15 protein-coding genes are annotated in these 19,308 nt (G+C 32.2%); 6 read left to right on the top strand and 9 right to left on the bottom strand.

The features are described 5' to 3' along the window. Positions 1–57: 57 nt before the first annotated feature. The gene (locus B0A75_RS15505; RefSeq protein ID WP_089055192.1) at positions 58–531 is read right to left on the bottom strand and encodes a Dps family protein; all 474 of its coding nucleotides are present in this window, start codon (positions 529–531) and stop codon (positions 58–60) included. Between the two features lie 430 nt (positions 532–961). Here B0A75_RS15505 and pyrF point away from each other — a divergent pair, with 430 nt between their 5' ends. The 3 genes from pyrF to B0A75_RS15490 all read left to right on the top strand — a co-directional run bounded on the left by pyrF (position 962) and on the right by B0A75_RS15490 (position 5,048). Further along, entirely contained in the window at positions 962–1,783 is an 822-nt protein-coding gene (gene pyrF / locus B0A75_RS15500; RefSeq protein ID WP_089055191.1) for an orotidine-5'-phosphate decarboxylase, read from the top strand. 125 nt (positions 1,784–1,908) lie between these two features. Continuing rightward, positions 1,909–2,709 (top strand): ABC transporter substrate-binding protein, encoded by an 801-nt coding sequence (locus B0A75_RS15495; protein WP_089055190.1) that lies wholly within the window; start codon positions 1,909–1,911, stop codon positions 2,707–2,709. Between the two features lie 845 nt (positions 2,710–3,554). Further along, on the top strand, positions 3,555–5,048 hold the full coding sequence (locus B0A75_RS15490) for a catalase (RefSeq protein WP_089055189.1): 1,494 nt from the start codon (positions 3,555–3,557) through the stop codon (positions 5,046–5,048). 147 nt (positions 5,049–5,195) lie between these two features. Here the strand turns inward: B0A75_RS15490 and purU are convergent, their stop codons facing one another. The 4 genes from purU to B0A75_RS15470 all read right to left on the bottom strand — a co-directional run bounded on the left by purU (position 5,196) and on the right by B0A75_RS15470 (position 10,165). Next, positions 5,196–6,050 (bottom strand): formyltetrahydrofolate deformylase, encoded by an 855-nt coding sequence (gene purU, locus B0A75_RS15485; protein WP_089055188.1) that lies wholly within the window; start codon positions 6,048–6,050, stop codon positions 5,196–5,198. Positions 6,051–6,123: 73 nt separating this feature from the next. Further along, complete coding sequence (locus tag B0A75_RS15480) at positions 6,124–6,846, bottom strand: DUF4197 domain-containing protein (RefSeq protein ID WP_089055187.1); 723 nt, start codon at positions 6,844–6,846, stop codon at positions 6,124–6,126. A gap of 223 nt (positions 6,847–7,069) precedes the next feature. Then, complete coding sequence (locus B0A75_RS15475) at positions 7,070–8,329, bottom strand: hypothetical protein (RefSeq protein WP_123872385.1); 1,260 nt, start codon at positions 8,327–8,329, stop codon at positions 7,070–7,072. 273 nt (positions 8,330–8,602) lie between these two features. Beyond that, the gene (locus B0A75_RS15470; protein ID WP_089055185.1) at positions 8,603–10,165 is read right to left on the bottom strand and encodes a L,D-transpeptidase family protein; all 1,563 of its coding nucleotides are present in this window, start codon (positions 10,163–10,165) and stop codon (positions 8,603–8,605) included. Between the two features lie 290 nt (positions 10,166–10,455). On the opposite strand from B0A75_RS15470, the gene B0A75_RS15465 reads away from it, so the two are divergent. Beyond that, positions 10,456–13,896: a methylmalonyl-CoA mutase family protein gene (locus tag B0A75_RS15465; protein ID WP_089055184.1), complete on the top strand. Its 3,441-nt coding sequence runs from the start codon at positions 10,456–10,458 to the stop codon at positions 13,894–13,896. Positions 13,897–14,066: 170 nt separating this feature from the next. Continuing rightward, positions 14,067–15,677 carry a T9SS type A sorting domain-containing protein gene (locus B0A75_RS15460; RefSeq protein WP_089055183.1) on the top strand — a complete coding sequence of 537 codons (1,611 nt, stop codon included), beginning with the start codon at positions 14,067–14,069 and terminating at the stop codon, positions 15,675–15,677. A gap of 374 nt (positions 15,678–16,051) precedes the next feature. Here B0A75_RS15460 and B0A75_RS15455 read toward each other — a convergent pair whose 3' ends face one another. Next, the gene (locus B0A75_RS15455) at positions 16,052–16,438 is read right to left on the bottom strand and encodes a flagellar motor protein MotB (protein WP_089055182.1); all 387 of its coding nucleotides are present in this window, start codon (positions 16,436–16,438) and stop codon (positions 16,052–16,054) included. 242 nt (positions 16,439–16,680) lie between these two features. On the opposite strand from B0A75_RS15455, the gene B0A75_RS15450 reads away from it, so the two are divergent. Further along, positions 16,681–17,136 (top strand): type ISP restriction/modification enzyme, encoded by a 456-nt coding sequence (locus tag B0A75_RS15450; protein WP_089055181.1) that lies wholly within the window; start codon positions 16,681–16,683, stop codon positions 17,134–17,136. A gap of 51 nt (positions 17,137–17,187) precedes the next feature. Here the strand turns inward: B0A75_RS15450 and B0A75_RS15445 are convergent, their stop codons facing one another. From B0A75_RS15445 to B0A75_RS15435, 3 genes are all read right to left on the bottom strand, one after another. After that, positions 17,188–17,574, bottom strand: a complete 387-nt coding sequence (locus B0A75_RS15445) for a secretion protein (protein ID WP_089055180.1) — start codon at positions 17,572–17,574, stop codon at positions 17,188–17,190. A 371-nt stretch (positions 17,575–17,945) separates the two neighbouring features. Continuing rightward, positions 17,946–18,353 carry a T9SS type A sorting domain-containing protein gene (locus B0A75_RS15440; protein WP_089055179.1) on the bottom strand — a complete coding sequence of 136 codons (408 nt, stop codon included), beginning with the start codon at positions 18,351–18,353 and terminating at the stop codon, positions 17,946–17,948. 487 nt (positions 18,354–18,840) lie between these two features. Continuing rightward, complete coding sequence (locus B0A75_RS15435; protein WP_089055178.1) at positions 18,841–19,206, bottom strand: T9SS type A sorting domain-containing protein; 366 nt, start codon at positions 19,204–19,206, stop codon at positions 18,841–18,843. Between the last annotated feature and the right edge of the window lie 102 nt (positions 19,207–19,308).

Raw genomic sequence — 19,308 nt, 5'->3', positions numbered from 1 at the left:
ATTTCGTGTTACACTTATTTTGATAATCGTTGCATAATTCACATTTCAAGCATTTTTTTAAACTTGATAACGGCGCAGAATCCAAGCCATTTTTTCATGTTCCTGCAATAAGTTCGTCACAAAATCTGCAGAGCCGGCATCATTGGCTTCGTCTTCAAAAATTGGAATATAAGCTCGAAATTCAGTTACCAATTGTTCGTGATTTTCTAGAAGTTCCTCGAGCATATGTTTTTGCGAAGCGTACTCCTTTGGAGATTCTTTTAGTGTAGAATTTTCAATGAATTCTTTCATTGTTCCAATTGTTTTTTCGCCAAGCTGACTGATGCGTTCTGCAACTTCGTCGATTTGAGCTTCTAAAATTCGGTATTGCTCTTCAAACAATTTATGCAATTCCATAAAACTATTTCCCGAAATGTTCCAGTGAAATTTTCTGGTTTTTACATAAAGAATCATTTCATTAGATAATATAGTGGCTAAAAGGCTTGTGCTCTTTTTTAAATTTCGTGTAGATATTCCAATATTCGGGGTCATAAGTAACTGTTTTTTAGAGTTTCTTTCAAATTTAAAAAGAAGCGATTCTTTTTTCTTACATAATTTTTTGCGGTTGTTATAAAAATTCAATGTTAATGAGATAATAGGACAATTAGATAATATGGCAATTAGAAAATTGAAATATCCTAATTGTCACCCTGAGCGAAGTCGAAGGGAGGTCCAATTGGAACTTGGTCTTCGACTTCGCTCAGCCTGACAATGAATCTGAAGTTTGAAAAATTTAGAATGTCGCCCTGAGCGAAGTCGAAGGGCGAAACGTGAAGTTTTTTTGCTGCGAGTTGCACAAATTGTATTTACCAGAATTCTATTCGTGAAATTCGTGGCAAAGAATTAACCTGAAACTTCAAACCTAAAACCTGAAACAAAATCTAATATTATTTGTAATTTTGCTGCACTATTAAAATATAATATGACAACACAACAACTACACGAACAAATTCTTCAAAAAAAATCATTTTTATGCGTTGGTTTAGATCCTGATTTAACTAAAATGCCGCCGCATTTATTAGAAACAGAAGATCCAATTTTTGAATTTAATAAAGCGATAATCGATGCCACTCATGATTTAACGGTAGGTTACAAACCAAATACTGCTTTTTTTGAAGCATACGGAATAAAAGGATGGATGTCGCTGCAAAAAACAATTAACTACATAAACGAAAATTATCCTGAAATTTTTACAATTGCTGATGCTAAACGCGGCGATATTGGAAACACTTCGAGCATGTATGCTAAAGCTTTTTTTGAAGACTTAAATTTTGATAGTGTAACTGTTGCTCCTTATATGGGAAAAGATTCTGTTGAGCCTTTTTTAGCTTTCGAAAATAAACATACTATTATGCTGGCATTAACTTCTAACGAAGGCGCATTCGATTTTCAGACTTTAAATACAAACGGAACAGAATTGTACAAACAAGTTTTAGAAACTTCTAAAACATGGAAAAACAGTGAAAATTTAATGTACGTTGTTGGAGCGACAAAAGCAGAATATTTTGCCGATATTAGAAAAATTGTTCCAGACAGCTTTTTGTTAGTGCCTGGAATTGGGGCTCAAGGCGGAAGTTTGTCCGAAGTATGTAAATACGGAATGAACGATAAAATTGGTTTATTGGTAAACTCGGCAAGAGCAATTATTTACGCTTCAAAAGGAACTGACTTTGCTGAAAAGGCAAGAGAAGAGGCTTTATCTGTTCAAAAAGAAATGGAAAATATTATTAATGCTAAGTTTTAAATAACTTTATAAATAGATTAACCGCAAAGTTCGCTAAGGTTTTTCGCAAGGTTCGCAAGGAAAATAACTTTGTGATCTTAGCGTAAATCTTTGCGAACTTTGCGGTTAAAAAGACATCTTAATAAATGAAACAGTTAACAGATCAAATAGGAACCGTTCATTCTTTTGAAACCGCTCCCAAACGGATTATTTCTTTGGTTCCATCTCAAACAGAATTGCTTTATGATTTGGGTTTAGAAGATAAAATAATCGGAATCACGAAATTCTGTGTTCATCCGTATCATTTAAAATCGACCAAGAAGATTGTCGGAGGTACTAAGAAAATTCATTTTGAAAAAATAAAACTTTTACAGCCTGATATTATCATTTGTAATAAAGAAGAGAATACAGAAGAAATAGTAAATCAGCTGCAAGAAATTTGTCCAGTCTGGGTTACCAATATAGTTTCTATAGAAGATAATTTTCAGATGATTTCAGATTTTGGTCAATTATTCAATTGCAGAACCGAATCGCAAAAGTGGAACGACAAATTGACTTTCGCCTTGAGCGATTTCAAAAAATACATTCAAGATATTGAAGTTAAAAAAGCTGCGTATTTCATTTGGAAAAATCCTTATATGGTTGCTGGAAATGATACATATATTAATGAATTGCTGCAACTAAATCATTTTGAGAACATTTATAGTGATAAAGGACGTTATCCTGAAATCGAATTAAAGAAAATGCGTTTAGAAGGCGATCCAGATGTGGTTTTTCTTTCCTCAGAACCTTATCCTTTTAAAGAAGAAGATGCTTTTGAAATAGGCAGGTTTACACATCATGCGAAAACAATCTTTGTCGACGGAGAAATGTTCTCCTGGCACGGCAGCCGATTATTAAAGGCTTTCACGTATTTTAAATTACTTCACGAACGATTGAAAAATTAATTTTTTGTTTCAGGTTTCAGGTTGTTCGGAGATATTTAACCGCAAAGAGCGCAAAGGTTTACGCAAAGTTCGCAAAGTTTTTTACACAAAGCTTTGCGAACTTTGTGTTTTATACAAAGTTTCGTAGATAAAAACTTTGCGCTTTTTGCGGTTAAATTATGTTCAAAGCAAAGTAATATTAAACCTGATCCCGAAGCGTCGGGAGAAACAAAAAAAATGCCGACATCTCGAAGACGCCGGCATTGTTTAACTAACCAAAACCAAAATAATAAATAACCAGTTTATTACATGACAAAGATCCGACATATATCGATCTTATGCTGTTAAGATCTTGTTATTACTTTGTTGGATATAAGTTAATGTTCAAAAAAAAGTTTTTTAACCGCAAAGGACGCAAGGAATTACGCAAAGTTCGCAAAGTTTTTTACAAAGCTTTGCGAACTTTATACTTTATACAAAGCCTAATAGATAAAAAAACTTTGCGCTCTTTGTGGTAAAACTACGTTCAAAGTAAAGCAACCTGATACCTGAAACAAAACAAACCAAGTTAACACAAAAAAAGAATGCCGGCATCTCGAAGACGCCGGCATCATTTAACTAACCAAAACCAAAATAATAAATAACCAGTTTATTACACTACAAAGATCAGGTATATATGGATGCTTTGCTGTTAAGGTTTTGTTATTACTTTGTTGGACATACGTTAAGATTTTTTAAGTGTTGATTTTGAGCTTTCTGTAATAGTATATAGTTTTTTGTTATTAAAATATAATAACAATCAATTTTGATTATCAATATGCTAAAGATAAGTTTGTATATTTGATAAAACATTAAATATCAGCAATATGGAATCAAACAGAAAATTAACAACTGCTACCGGAACTCCCGTTCCAGACAATCAAAACATTCAAACTGCGGGCCCTCACGGACCTGTTTTGTTACAAGATTTTTGGTTTTTAGAAAAGATGGCGCATTTTGATCGTGAGGTTATTCCAGAACGACGAATGCATGCTAAAGGTTCTGGCGCTTACGGAACTTTTACAGTAACTCATGATATTACTAAATATACAAGAGCCGATTTGTTTTCGGAAATTGGTAAAAAAACAGAAATGTTTGCTCGTTTTTCTACAGTTGCAGGAGAAAGAGGCGCTGCAGATGCAGAAAGAGATATTCGGGGTTTTGCTTTGAAATTTTATACAAACGAAGGAAACTGGGATTTAGTAGGAAACAATACACCTGTATTCTTTTTCCGTGATCCAATGAAATTTCCTGATTTAAATCATGCGGTAAAACGTGATCCAAAAACCAATTTGAGAAGTGCTGATAACAATTGGGATTTTTGGACTTTACTGCCAGAAGCTTTGCATCAGGTTACAATAGTAATGAGTGATAGAGGTATTCCTAGATCGTACAGACAAATGCACGGATTTGGAAGTCATACTTTTAGTTTTATAAACAAACAAAATGAGAGACATTATGTGAAATTTCATTTTGTAACACAGCAAGGAATTGATAACCTTTCAGATGAAGAAGCGGCTAAATTAGTAGGAGGTGACAGAGAAAGCCACCAGCGAGATTTGTTTGATGCTATTGAAGAAGGAAACTTTCCTAAATGGAAATTGTTTGTTCAGATTATGACTGAAGAACAAGCTGAAACGTATCGTTTTCACCCTTTTGATTTAACTAAAGTTTGGTTGAAAAAAGATTTTCCATTGATTCCAGTTGGAGAATTTGAATTGAATAAAAATCCAGAAAACTATTTTGCCGAAGTAGAACAAGCCGCTTTTAATCCGGCGCATGTTGTTCCTGGAATTAGTTTCTCACCAGATAAAATGCTGCAAGCCCGTTTGTTTTCTTACGGTGATGCACATAGATATCGTTTAGGAGTAAATAATTTCCAAATTCCTGTAAACTCATCAAGATGTCCTTATAATACTTTCCACAGAGACGGAGCAATGCGCGTAGATGGAAATAACGGCTCGAAAAAACATTATGAACCAAATAGTTTTGGCGAATTGCAAGAACAGCCAGAATTTAAAGAACCGCCATTGAAACTTCACGGCGATGCGTGGGCACATAATTTTAGAGATGATGATAATGATTATTTCACACAGCCGGGATTATTATTCAATTTGTTAACTCCAGAAAAGAAACAATTGTTGTTTAAAAATACTGCAGGACAAGTTGGCGGCGCTCAAAAGTTTATTCAGATTCGCCATATCAGAAACTGTTTCAAAGCTGATCCGGCATATGGAGAAGGAGTTGCAAACGCTTTAGGAATGACAATGGCTGAAGTAGACGCTTTTGATGATCCAAGATTGTCGATTGTGGTTCGTTAAAAAGGTTCTGAGATACTAAGGTTCTAAGGGACTAAGTTTCAAATTATCATAATAGTAAACCCGACCAACTTTTAAAAGCTGGTCGGGTTTACTTATTTTATAAAAAGGAGAAAACCTTAGAACCTTAGTATCTCAGAATCTTAGTCTCTAAGAAAAAACAACTGTCTTATTACTATAAACCATTGTTTTTCTTTCTGCATGCAGTTTAATTGCTCTTGCAAGAACAATGCGTTCCAAATCACGGCCTTTCATGATAAAATCTTCAACTGAGTGAATATGAGAAACTCTGGCAATATCCTGCTCGATAATTGGTCCTTCATCTAATTCTTCGGTGACGTAATGGCTTGTTGCACCAATAATTTTTACACCACGTTTAAAGGCTGAATGATAGGGTTTTGCTCCCGGAAAAGCGGGTAAAAACGAATGGTGGATATTAATGATTCTATTTTCGTAAAGCGAAATCAAATTGGGTGTGATAATCTGCATATAGCGTGCTAAAACAATAAAATTGATTTGATATCTTTTTAAAAGTTCAATTTGTTTAGCTTCGCCTTCTTCTTTATTGTCTTTTGTAAAAGGCACGCAATGAAACGGAATGTCGAATCGCTCAGCAATTGATCTTAAATCGTTATGATTGCTGATAATAAGCGGAATTTCGATGTTTAATTCGCCAGCACTGTAACGTCCTAAAATATCAAATAAGCAGTGATCGTATTTAGAAACGAACAATGCCATTTTTGGCTTTTGTTCTTGGTTGTACAAATCCCAAGACATATTAAAGTCGGCGGCGATAGATTGATCAAAATCAGTTTTAAAATCTTCGATTGTCGTTTTCGGATTGGTTAATTCGCATTCCAATCGCATAAAAAAGACATTTTGTTCTACATCAACATGCTGATCAATGTAAATAATATTTCCTTCAACTTTGGCAATAAAAGTTGTCACTGCAGCGATAATTCCTTTTTGGTCTTTGCAATGAATCAGAATGGTTATTTTTTGCATTTCGTTTTTTGGTTTAATCGGTTAATTGTTTAACTGCTTAATCGTNNACGATTAAGCAGTTAAACAAAAAAAACTATTTTTTATCCTGCATTGCAAAAACATTTTTCAATAAAGGTGTTGTTCTTGCGCTAATGTTAGTACGGATATCTTTTTCTTCAACAGCAATCATTTTAAAAACGCCGGATAACGCCTGAGTTGTTGTATAATCCGTTAAATCTGGATTTACTTTTTTCACAAGCGGGATTGTGTTGTATTTATTTATAATGTTTTTCCACACTACATCTGCCCCTACTTTTTCGAATGAGCTTTTAATTACGGGATTAAATTTTCCGTATAAAGATTTAGTTGTATTGCTTTGTAAATAAGTTGTTGCAGCGTTTTCACTTCCTAATAAAATATTTTTTGCATCGGTAATCGACATATTTTTCACTGCCGAAACAAAGATTGGAGTTGCTTCTTTCACAGCATCTTCGGCAGCACGATTAAGCATTTTAACGCCTTCATCGGCAAGTGAACTTAATCCAACTTTTCTTAAAGTGGCATCGACTTTTTGCAGCTCTTCGGGCATTAGAATTTTTACAGCTTCATTTTTATAAAAACCATCTACGGCGGTTAATTTACTTACTTGTTCTGTAATTCCTTTATTTAGAGCCTCTTTTAGTCCAGATGCAATATCAACGCCGCCAACTCCTGAAACTTTAGTAGATAGTTTTGATATTTTTTGAGCTAAGGTTTCTTTTACCTGAGCCTGAGAACTTAGAGAAAATAGAAGAGACAGAATTAAAATCTTTTTCATTATAGAGTTTTTATTTAAGTTTCAAAAATACTACTTATTCAAAAATAAAGCCACAATTTTATTTGAGGACCTGTAACAATTTGTTTTATAATTAACATTAGAACAGCTTTCAATTTCTTAGATATAGAAATTTGATGAATGGGAGAGACGACAAAACTGCAAAAAAAAAAGATTCAACTTTTTTAGTTGAATCTTTTTAATAGGTATTAAAAAAAAAATGAGCTTATTGCTTTACTTCAAATTTTCCGTCTTTCTCTGCATAAATTTCAGTTGCAGAAGATTCATATTTTTTAAAAGACGAATCTGCTGTTTTTTCTACTAAAATAAAGGCGTTGTTGTATTTAATAAATTTCAATTCTAATCCTTTATCTGTAGTAATAGTTGTTTTGTCGTTAACTACAACAAAATCAGTTTCACCATTATCTTTATAAATCCAAACTTTTGATTCAGTTGGATCATTTGAAGATAGAATACTTCCCTCTGCACGATTTGCAAATCGATCCGTTTTTAGTTTTCCAGTTTGTGTTTTTCCGTTTTGAGATACAGTTCCGTTAATATAGATGTAGTAAGCCGAGTCAAATGTTGGGTTTTCAACTTTTGCAGTAAAGTTACTTTGGTTTACTGTCATTAAACTTGTAATGTTTGCTTTGGCTTCATCTGGCCACATACTCATCATACCTGCACCTTGCTTTGCAGTTTCAAGGTATTCTAAAGCTTTGTTAAAATTTAAAAGGAACAATTGTGTCAGCGATAAGTTTAGGTAAATTACTTTATTGTAATCTTTTGGTTTTAATTTTTTGTATTCTTTACCTACATAACCCAAATAGAATTTTTCAAGTTCTGTTAGATAAGATTGATCTAAAGAATTGCTTGCAATTTTGTCTAAAAATTCATTTGTTTTAGTGTTAAACTCGATAAGTTCAGGAAACTCATCTGCTTTTTCGAATACACCGTAGTTTAATGTGAATTCTTTTTCGGTTGTAAAAATATTGTTATCAGCAAGATATTTGTATCCAATGTTGTTAAGGTCACTTGCTAAACTTTGATTTGGTTTTCCGTTTACATAAGTTCCAGAATACATTTTAGCATTTGTGCCTTTTTCGTATATGATTTCATTGTTTTTTCCTAAAACCAAATATTTGAAATCTCCGTCTAAAAGATAAGTACCATTATCAGCTCTTTTGTAAGTAGCTCCTTTATATCCCATTAAAACGCGAACATCTGGGTTTGAGGCATCTTTTTTAGAGTAATCTTCAATAGTGTTTTTAGTTACATTATGCTCATAAGTTTTTGTGGTCTTGTCAGCGTAATCTGCATTCCAAGTATCGTCTCCTTGAACAATAATATTGTATGTTTTAATGTTTTTGAAAAAGTCAGATTTTGGAATCGTTATCTTAACTTTTTTCTTGTTGGTGTCTGCTTTTTGAGCATAAGACACACTGCTTAATGCAGTTAGTAATAAGATTAGGGTAGTTTTTTTCATAAAAAAATTTTTGCCAAATATATGAATATGACTATTAAATGTACCAGTAAAAAGCATGTTTTAATTAACAAAAAAACAATTTCTTAATATGGTACATTTCTTAAAAGTAAATATAGACTTCTAGTACCTTGATATTTTGTTTTTTAATTCTTTGTAAATTTCAAATTAGGAGAATATTTTGCAGTATTAAGTTATGGCATATGCAGCGAACAAAGAAAAATCGGAAACTCAAATAAATGAATTTCCGATTGGTTCTTAAGTTTTAAATTAAATTTAGTTTACTGCAACAGCTGATTTTTCAGGAGTTAGAGCTGCATCTTTTTCATAGACATCTTGAAAAAAGCCAACCTCTCCGTTTTCATTCACAAGCGAAGTAAAATAGCAGATATAAATAGGTACTTTTTTAGAAAGTTTGAAACTGTTTTCTGCTTTTCCTGCCATTGCGTTGTCTATTTTTTCTTTTGTCCATTCAGGATAATCTTTTAGCATGGCGACTGCTAATTCTTTGGCTAATTTTACATTAATACATCCATGACTGAAAGTTCTTTTTTCAAAATCGAATAAAGTTTTAGATGGTGTGTCGTGCATATAAATATCGTCTGGATTTGGGAACATGAATTTAACCAAACCTAAAGAGTTTTCTGGTCCTGGTTTTTGTCGTATCTGACCGTTTACCATTTCCATGTTATGTTCTGCAAGATAATTTTTATTGGCAGCTATTTTTAATTTTAACTCATTTTCAACTATACTTTGCGGCACTGTCCAGTAAGGACTAAAAACAATTCTTTCGATTTGCCCGTTAAAAATGGTAGTTTTAGTCAAAGGCGATCCTACAAATACACTTGAAGTTAATTCAATTTTTCCGTTTTTAACATAAATCAATTCGTAAGAGGGAACATTTACCATAATGTATTCGTCATTGTTCACCAGCTCAGCCGAAATAGAACGAACTCTTTCCATATTTAGTACCAAAGTTTTTACTTTATCCGAAAGCGGAATATTCATTTCTTTAATATGTTCTTCTGCCAGAATGTAATTTGGTTTAAAACCATTACGAACTTTATATTTCATAACAGCATCCATTAGTTCACGATCGTAAACATCACTTTTAGAATCCTGTTTTAAATCGCCTAATAAATACAAACGCGTTCTAACTTGAGCAATTGTGCTTGAAGCTGCATCCGGACGCAAATCTTTGTATGGAGTTTCTGTTGTAATAGGTTTCCATTTATTAGATTGTTCTATTTTTTTATATTGTTTTAAAACGCCTTGCAGTTTATAATATTGGTCATAAAGATTTTTATCGTCCTCAGTTTTTACTGTTGCTTTTTCGATTGTACTGTAGTTTAAAAAATCTTTCAGCATGGCGTCATAAGACAATTTTTTATTTGAATCTGAATTACTTTTTTGAGCATATACAATGTATAAAGAACTTAAAAGCATATCGGCATCGGTTACAGAGAGATTGGTTTCTGATGAAGAATCAAAAAGCTGATCTATTTCTTTTTGGTAAGGAATAACCAAATCGTTTATTTTTTTTGCGTTTTCATATAAGATGATGCCAAATTGATTGATCTCATTTTCGTCGTACCAAATAGTTCCAAGAGATCGGTTTTTGTATAAGGACATGACATCAGATTTATACTTTTTTAAATCAGTATATTTCTTGAAGAATTCGTTTGAAATATTGTCTTTTACATTATCATTATCTGAATTATTGTAAAGAGCCAAAACGTTAGATTTGTAATTCTTAGATTCAACATTCTCGTACTTATTAAAAGATACGATAATAAAACTAAGAGCAATAATTATACTTAGGTGATATGTAGTTTTCATTTTTTTAAATTTTTACGTTATTACTTAGATTTTAAGTTTGGTAAAAATTTGGGGCTTTTTCTACTTTACTAAATTACTTTAAGATCTTGAAAATGAGTTGCTTTATTAAATATAGATTTATCAAAATTGCCATGTTGTAGGTTTATATACTATAGATCAATAAGTGATTTAAAATGTTACCCCAGTAGTTTAGGAATAGTGAATCTTTTTTTGTTAACATAAAGCTATTAGAGTAACCAAATATTAAAATATTTTGTAAATTGCTCCCTTAAAATTATCATATTCATAAAATGGAACAACAAATACCATATATTCCTAAAAATAAAGTAAGAATTGTCACAGCTGCTTCACTTTTTGACGGACACGATGCCGCCATTAATATTATGCGTCGTATTATACAGTCAACAGGAGTTGAGGTAATACATTTAGGTCATGATCGAAGTGTTGAAGAAGTGGTTAATACAGCAATTCAGGAAGATGCTAATGCAATTGCAATGACTTCTTACCAAGGAGGTCATAATGAGTATTTTAAATATATGTACGATTTGCTTCGCGAAAAAGGAGCAGGGCATATCAAGATTTTTGGCGGCGGCGGCGGAGTGATTCTGCCAAGCGAAATCTCAGAATTGCATGAATATGGTATTACTAGAATTTATGCACCAGATGACGGCCGTTCGTTAGGACTTCAAGGAATGATTAATGATTTGGTTCAGCAGGCTGATTTTCCTATTGGAGACAAATTAAATGGAGAAATCGATCATATCGAAAATAAAGTTCCAACAGCAATTGCGCGTTTAATTTCGGCTGCAGAGAATTTTCCTGAGATTGCAAAACCTGTTTTTGATAAAATTCACGAAAGCAATGCCGATTCTAAAATTCCTGTTTTAGGAATTACAGGAACGGGCGGAGCAGGGAAATCATCTTTGGTTGATGAATTAGTACGTCGTTTTTTAATTGATTTTCCAGAGAAAACAATCGGATTAATTTCTGTCGATCCATCAAAAAGAAAAACGGGAGGAGCGCTTTTAGGAGACAGAATCCGTATGAATGCCATAAATAATCCTCGTGTATATATGCGTTCGCTGGCAACTCGTCAATCTAATTTGGCATTGTCGAAATATGTAGCCGAAGCGATTCAGGTTTTAAAAGCCGCAAAATACGATTTGATTATTTTGGAAACTTCTGGAATTGGTCAGTCTGATACCGAAATTATGGATCATTCTGATGTTTCTTTATATGTAATGACTCCAGAATTTGGAGCTGCAACGCAATTGGAAAAAATCGACATGCTTGATTTTGCTGATTTAGTAGCTTTAAACAAATTTGATAAACGCGGCGCGCTTGATGCTTTGCGCGATGTAAAAAAACAGTATCAAAGAAACCATAATCTTTGGGATAAAAATCCAGACGAAATGCCTGTTTTCGGAACAATTGCTTCGCAGTTTAACGATCCGGGAATGAACACGCTTTACAAAGCAATTATGGATAAAGTGGTTGAAAAAACGGCTTCAGATTTGAAGTCGACTTTTACAATCACAAAGGAAATGAGCGAGAAAATCTTCGTGATTCCGCCACACAGAACACGTTATTTATCTGAAATTGCAGAGAACAACAGAAGTTATGATGAAACTGCAGTTTCACAGCAAAAAGTAGCGCAGAAATTGTACGGAATTTTCAAAACCATAGAATCGGTTTCTGGTAAAGTTCCTCAAATCAATAAAGCGGGAATTGATGACGATAGTGTCATCCTGAGCGGAGTCGAAGGACTCGACGAAAATAGAATCTTTTTAAATCTTTTACTAAATCAATTCGATAAGGTAAAAATGGATTTAGATCCGTACAATTGGGAAATTATCTTGAATTGGGATGAAAAAGTAGCGAAATATAAAAATCCAGTTTACTCATTTAAAGTTCGTGATAAAGAAATCAAAATTGCAACACATTCTGAAAGTTTATCACATTTACAGATTCCGAAAATTGCTTTGCCTAAATATGAAGGCTGGGGCGATATTTTACGTTGGAATTTACAGGAAAATGTTCCTGGAGAATTTCCTTTTGCATCGGGATTGTATCCGTTTAAACGTGAAGGCGAAGATCCGTCTAGAATGTTTGCGGGCGAGGGCGGACCAGAAAGAACCAATAAACGTTTTCATTATGTAAGTGCAGGATTGCCTGCAAAACGACTTTCGACTGCTTTTGACAGTGTGACTTTATATGGAAATGATCCAGATTTGCGTCCAGATATTTATGGAAAAATCGGGAATGCGGGAGTTTCAATTTGTTGTTTAGACGATGCTAAAAAGTTGTATTCAGGTTTTGATTTGGTGCATGCTTTAACATCTGTAAGTATGACGATTAATGGGCCAGCGCCAATGTTGTTAGGCTTTTTTATGAACGCGGCAATTGATCAGCAATGCGAATTGTACATTAAAACCAACGAATTAGAAAAAGAAGTTGAGGCAAAAATCAACAAAATATATGCTGCTAAAGGTATTGAAAGACCAAAATACCAAGGCGATTTACCAGAAGGAAATAATGGTTTAGGACTAATGCTTTTGGGCGTTACAGGAGATCAGGTTTTACCTTTGGAGGTTTATAATGAAATAAAAGTCAGAACACTTTCGCAAGTTCGAGGAACCGTTCAAGCTGATATTTTGAAAGAAGATCAGGCGCAGAATACTTGTATTTTCTCAACTGAATTTGCTTTACGTTTAATGGGAGATGTTCAGGAATATTTTATTACTAAAAACGTTCGTAATTTCTATTCGGTTTCGATTTCAGGATATCATATTGCCGAGGCAGGAGCAAACCCAATTACACAATTGGCCTTTACGCTTTCAAATGGTTTCACTTATGTGGAATATTATTTGAGCCGTGGAATGAACATCAACGATTTTGGACCAAACTTATCATTCTTTTTCTCAAACGGAGTAGATCCAGAATATTCGGTAATTGGTCGTGTGGCACGTAAAATTTGGGCAAAAGCCATGAAAAACAAATACGGAGCCAACGAAAGAGCACAAATGCTGAAATATCATATTCAGACTTCTGGACGTTCGTTACATGCGCAAGAAATTGATTTCAACGATATCAGAACAACTTTACAGGCTTTATACGCGATTTATGACAACTGTAATTCATTGCACACCAATGCTTACGACGAAGCGATTACAACGCCAACAGAAGAATCTGTACGTCGTGCAATGGCAATTCAGCTGATTATTAATAAAGAATTAGGTTTAGCTAAAAACGAAAATCCAATTCAAGGTTCGTTCATCATCGAAGAATTAACCGATTTAGTTGAAGCCGCAGTTCTTCAAGAATTTGACAGAATCACAGAAAGAGGAGGAGTTCTTGGCGCAATGGAAACAATGTACCAAAGATCTAAAATTCAGGAAGAAAGTTTGTATTATGAAACCCTAAAACACAATGGCGATTTCCCAATTGTGGGTGTAAATACATTCTTAAGTTCAAAAGGTTCTCCAACGGTAATTCCGGCAGAAGTTATTCGTGCCACCGAAGAAGAAAAGCAATATCAAATCACGATGCTGGATAATTTACACCAGTTTCACGAAGCAAAAGTAAACGAGCATTTAAATAAACTGCAAGAAGCGGCTATTAAAAACGAAAACTTATTCGATCATTTAATGGAAGCTACAAAAGTTTGTTCGTTAGGTCAGATTACTTCGGCATTGTTTGAAGTTGGCGGACAGTATAGAAGGAATATGTAGATAGTTTTTTTCTTAAATAATAAAAACGCATTTGATTTAACTATCGAATGCGTTTTTTGTTTGTAAAATGATATTTGTAATATAAATCGTTATATATTTACTGTTAAATTTAATTAAAAAGCATTTTTTTTGATTAACAATATTTATGTAATTTTATTGAAGATACTTATATGAAAACAAAACTACTTTTATTTTTTTTTATTTTTTTATTTACTGAAGTTAGTGCTCAACAAGAAATTTATAATTTTTCTCCTGGTACTCCGATGAGTTCAGTTCTCTTTAATAAAAAGTTTTTTTTTGAAGGTTATGAAACTAGTACTGGGAAAGAAATATGGCAAAGTGACGGAACAACTTCTAATACAAGCTTGTTAAAAGATATTAATGCAGGAAGTGGTAATTCGACGGTTGCAAATTTAAAACAGACATCAACTATTTTAAATGATGATCTATATTTTATTGCCAAAGATGTAGATTCTAATGGAGAAATATGGAAAATAAATGGTAAAACAGAAGTTCCTGAAAAAATAACAACTTTTCTTAATGGCAGAGTGACAAGATTGACTACTGTAGGAAATACAATTTTTTTTATCATTAGAAACGTAGATAATTCTATAGAACTTTGGAAAACAGATGGAACAGCAGTTGGTTCGATAATGATAAAGAATGATTTCTCTATTTCGAATAGAGTTTCATTTCAAGGAAAGTGTAATAATACCTTTATATTTACATTTCAGCCTCAAGGGAGTAATAATTCAAGAGTTTGGAGAAGTGATGGGACTTCTGGTGGAACATTTCCAATAACAGAAGAAATTGATGGAAACGGTTCAGGAAAATATACTGAAGGTGGATCGACCAATGGCGGGACTTCTATTTTGAGTCAATATATAGAATATAAAAATAAATTATATTTTGTTAGCAGATCTTTTTTGTTTGAAACTGATGGAACTCTTGCAAATACTAAAAGCGTCGGAAATACTAAAAATAAAGATTATAAACTGGTTGATTTTAGCGATATTATTGAAGTAAATGGCAACTTATATTTAATGTTTTTTACTTCAAGTATTAATAACTTAACAATATTGAAATTCAACGCAGAAAGCCATGATCTTTTTCCTATTCATGATAAGACAAGTATGCAATACTTTTTTCCTTCTAATTTTGTGAAAACAGAGAATTCTTTGCTTTTTAGTTCATTCAATTCAACGGGAGGAACATCCTTGGTTTCGATGGATTTATCTACAAATATTTTGTCTAGTGTTAAAGAATTATCATTGGCAAATGATTTAGAAAGACCCGTGGCGTTCCGTGACATCAATAGAGGGGTTATTTTGAAAATTAATAAGGATGAATATTTTATTATGAATTCAAGAGAAAAAACTACTCAAAGGAAAGGTTGGATTTTAAATAATTCTTTACAAACTACGGAAAATATTAGTTCATTAGACAATATTCTTGAACCTTTTGCTTACAATGATTATTTGTATTATTCTAAAGATAATAAACTGTATAAGTTTGCAAAAAATTTAAGTACAGTTTCTATAGATCAAAGAAAATCTTTAAATCTGTACCCAAACCCTTCAAAAAACTTTGTAAATTTCCATACTGAAGATTACAGCGAAATTGAAGACATTCAAATTTTTGATTTAAATGGCCGATTAGTAAGTGGTAAATCTGATTTAAATGGTGATAAAATTGATATATCCAATTTACATCAAGGAACCTATATTTTGAAGGCTAAAATTAATGGAACTGAGATTACTAAAAAGATTATAAAAAAGTAAAGAGATAAAAAAGCATCCACCATAAATGGATGCTTTTGTATTTTGTATACTATTGCTGTTTTAAACCTTTTTTCTTGTAATAACTTTGAGCTTACTATTTAGTTTTTCGATAACAGCATCAGCTAGGGTAAGCATTTTATTCGTGAACCCAAATAATGCACAAGCGGAATACTATCTCTAATAACACAGTAAAACTTCATAAAGTTTGTTATTTCGATGTAAGGAGAAATATCCACAAGAAACTCCACAACAGTGTGTGCTCAGCGTACGGAGATTTCTCCTTACATCGAAATGACAATATTGTGGTATTACTGGAGTGGAATAAAAACAAAAAACCTCTCATTTCTGAGAGGTTTTATTTATATCAGTTTCTTTTAAACCTTTTTTCTAGTAATAACTTTGGGTTTACGATTTAGTTTTTCGATAACAGCATCGGCTTTTTCATTTTGACAAATAAATCGCAAAGATTCTGCGTAGCGATAATAATAAACAGGTTCTAAATCTGATGTTATAGCGAAAAGTTCACCGTACCACGCGGCAGCTTTCTCTAGTTTGTAGTTAGAGTAAGAGGAATTTCCTAGTTTTTGAAACAAGTCGACAGATTTGTAGCCTTTTGCAGCAATACGTTCGTAAGTTTTAATCACATCAACATAAGCATACTTATCGCTTATCTTGTCTGTTATGAAAGGCTTTTCATTTTGAGCAGAAACACGAAGTGAAAAAACAGTCAACAGCACTAATACAGCTAGTTTTTCTTTCATGAATATTGGTTTAAATGAATGGTTTGGTTATTATTTTTTATTTTTGCAAATATATCTAAATCAAGTATATAACATGTATTTAGACGGTGTTTTTTTAGTTTTATCGATTTTTTAGGGCTGTCAGAAACAAATTAACGCATTAAATAGAAAATTTCTTATAATGAAAAACGATTTATCAGAATAAATATTTCATTTATGCAAAGGATAAATTATAACTTTAGAGTTATAAAGTTAAGAATATTATGACAGTTCGACAATACTTAGATAAAATAATTAATTTTCGTGTTGATGAAAGCAAGGAAAAAGATCTTCTGAAAGTTGATTTAGAAAAGCTTGTTTTAAAAATTTCATTAGATGAAAAAGTAATTTATTTTACTCTTAATAGTCTTTTTCAGGAAAGATCAGAATTAAATTCTGAATTGCTAAAGAGTATTACAAATCGATACTGTTTATTGTTTCTTGACAAAAAAGAAACGGGAAATGTATGTTTTGCAAACAGCGAAGAACTGCGCTTAGAGTATAAACAAAGTTTTACTGCAATTGATTTATTAGATTTATGTTATGCTGTTTTGCATTCGTCACTTTATAATAAGGATTTAGAGAATGATATTCAGAAAATCCCTCTTCCTATGGATTCTAATTTGTTTTGGAAACTGATTCAAATTGGGAATAATTTTAGAAATCAAGAAAGGGAATAAATAAAAAAGCATCAGCTGCGGCTGATGCTTTCTAATTTTTAGAGCAAAAAATTAGCGGCGAAAAGATGGACTTTCATTTACTGATTCGTCTAACTTTACGGTTTTTACTTTTTTAGAAGCAACTTTAATCTCATGTTTTGCAACCTTATCGTTTGCTTTTACTTCAAGAACATAAGTTCCGGCTGGAAAACCTTCAAGACTTATTGTTTTTGAAACCTCTAATTTGTTTGCTGCAGATTCTCCAGCATAAAGTAAATTGTGATTTTCGTCGTAGATAGAAAATGATGATTTTTGAACAGTATCTAAAGTAAAGCTTACTACTTTTCCTTCTCCGGTTTTAATGTTCAAAATATAATCTCCTTTTCCATCAATGGCATAAGAAAATACAGTTGCTAAAAAAAAGGCCGCAACTAACCCTGTTTTGGTAAATCTTGTCATGTTTTTTTTAATGTTTATTACTAATGTGGAACGCGCAAAACTACAAATACAAATTTAATTTTATGCAAAAAAAGTGCTTTTTTAATGATGTAAAATGCTGATTTAAAACTATTTCTGTATTTTGTTTACACTATATACGTAATTACTGGTGTTTTGGATGTTTTTTTATATCATTTTTTTAATGACATAAAAACCAGTGTTATACATTTATTAAGAATAGTTTTTCAAAATAAAAATAAACAATGAAATCTGCTTGAGTTTAAAACAAAAAAAACAGCTCAGTAACCACAAAGAGCTGTTTTTAAAACTTACGTTTTTTAACTTTACTAACTATCTAACCTTGATTTATACTTTATGAGAAGTATAACCTTTTAGCGTACTGCTACGCTTGTATTTTTTGCAGAAAAACCTGCTTTGTAAACTGATGAAACCGCTTTTTTTGATAATACAGTTGCATCATCTGTAATGGTGATTTGATGCGTTACTTTTTTTACATTATCCTCAACTTCTAAGAAGTAAGTTCCTTCTGGAAATTCTTCAAGATTAAAAGTTCTTAAAATTCCATCTTTACCCGAAGCATTTTCAGAATAAATTAGAGATCCGTCTTTGTCATAAATTGCCAGATTTGCTTTTTGCACTTTATTAAGAGCAAATGTTATAAGCTTTCCGTTTGCTTTTATTACATGAAGATTAAAATCTTCATTTCCATCGATTGCATACGTACTCATTCCAGTAAAAAGTACTGCACATACTAAACTCAATTTTAAAATCTTTTTCATAATACTTAGTTTTAAATTATTAGTTTAATTCTCTGAAGTAAAATTACTACAGAGGTGCGTGTATTTTAACAACTCTATTTTCCAATTTCGATGCTGTATTCTCATTTACGAAACCGTTATAGGTTAAAATATAAAGAATATTTACTGTTTTTGTTAATTTGGTTATTATTTTTCAATGATTTTCTTGATTTTGAATTTACATTGAATTAAGAATTTATTTACAGGTATTATGTGGATTTAACCGCAAAGCACGCGATGGTTTTTAATATGCTGAATTTAGAAAAACGCAAAGTTCGCAAAGCTTTGTCTAAAAAACTTTGCGAACTTTGCGGTTAAAATCTCATTTCAATAAAGCACAAAAAAAACAGCTCAATAACCACAAAGAGCTGTTTTAAAACAATCACGTTTTTAACTTTACTAACTATCTAACCTTATACTTTAAACAAAGTATAAATTCTTACAGCGCATTGCGGCGCTTATTTTTTGTTTAATAAGCAGTCAAAAGAGCTTTTGAAGATAAAAGTGAACTTTCGTCTGTTATTGTAATTTCATGTCTTGCTTTTTTAACGCTGTCTTCAATTTCTAAGAAATAAGTACCGGCAGGAAATTCTTCTAAGCTAAAAGTTCTTAGAATTCCATCTTTACCAGAAGCATTTTCAGAATAAATTAAACTTCCGTTTTTGTCGTATATACTAAGGCTTGCTTTTTGAGTTTGATTTAAAGCAAAAGTGATTACTTTTCCATTAGCTTTTAATACGTGCAAATTGAAAGCATTACCTCCGTCAATTGCATATGAACTTATTCCTGATAAAAGTATTGCACATACTAAACTCAATTTTAAAATCTTTTTCATACTATTTAGTTTTAATTATTTATCTCAAATTTCTGAATGTAAAATTAGGCTCTAGATTGTTGTTTTCTATTTACTCTATTTTCCAATATATGTGCTATATTC

Origin of the sequence: Flavobacterium oncorhynchi (assembly GCF_002217355.1) — a bacterium.
Lineage (GTDB): Bacteria > Bacteroidota > Bacteroidia > Flavobacteriales > Flavobacteriaceae > Flavobacterium > Flavobacterium oncorhynchi.
Note: the sequence above shows the minus strand (reverse complement) of the source record. Positions and strands in the feature narration are given on the sequence as shown.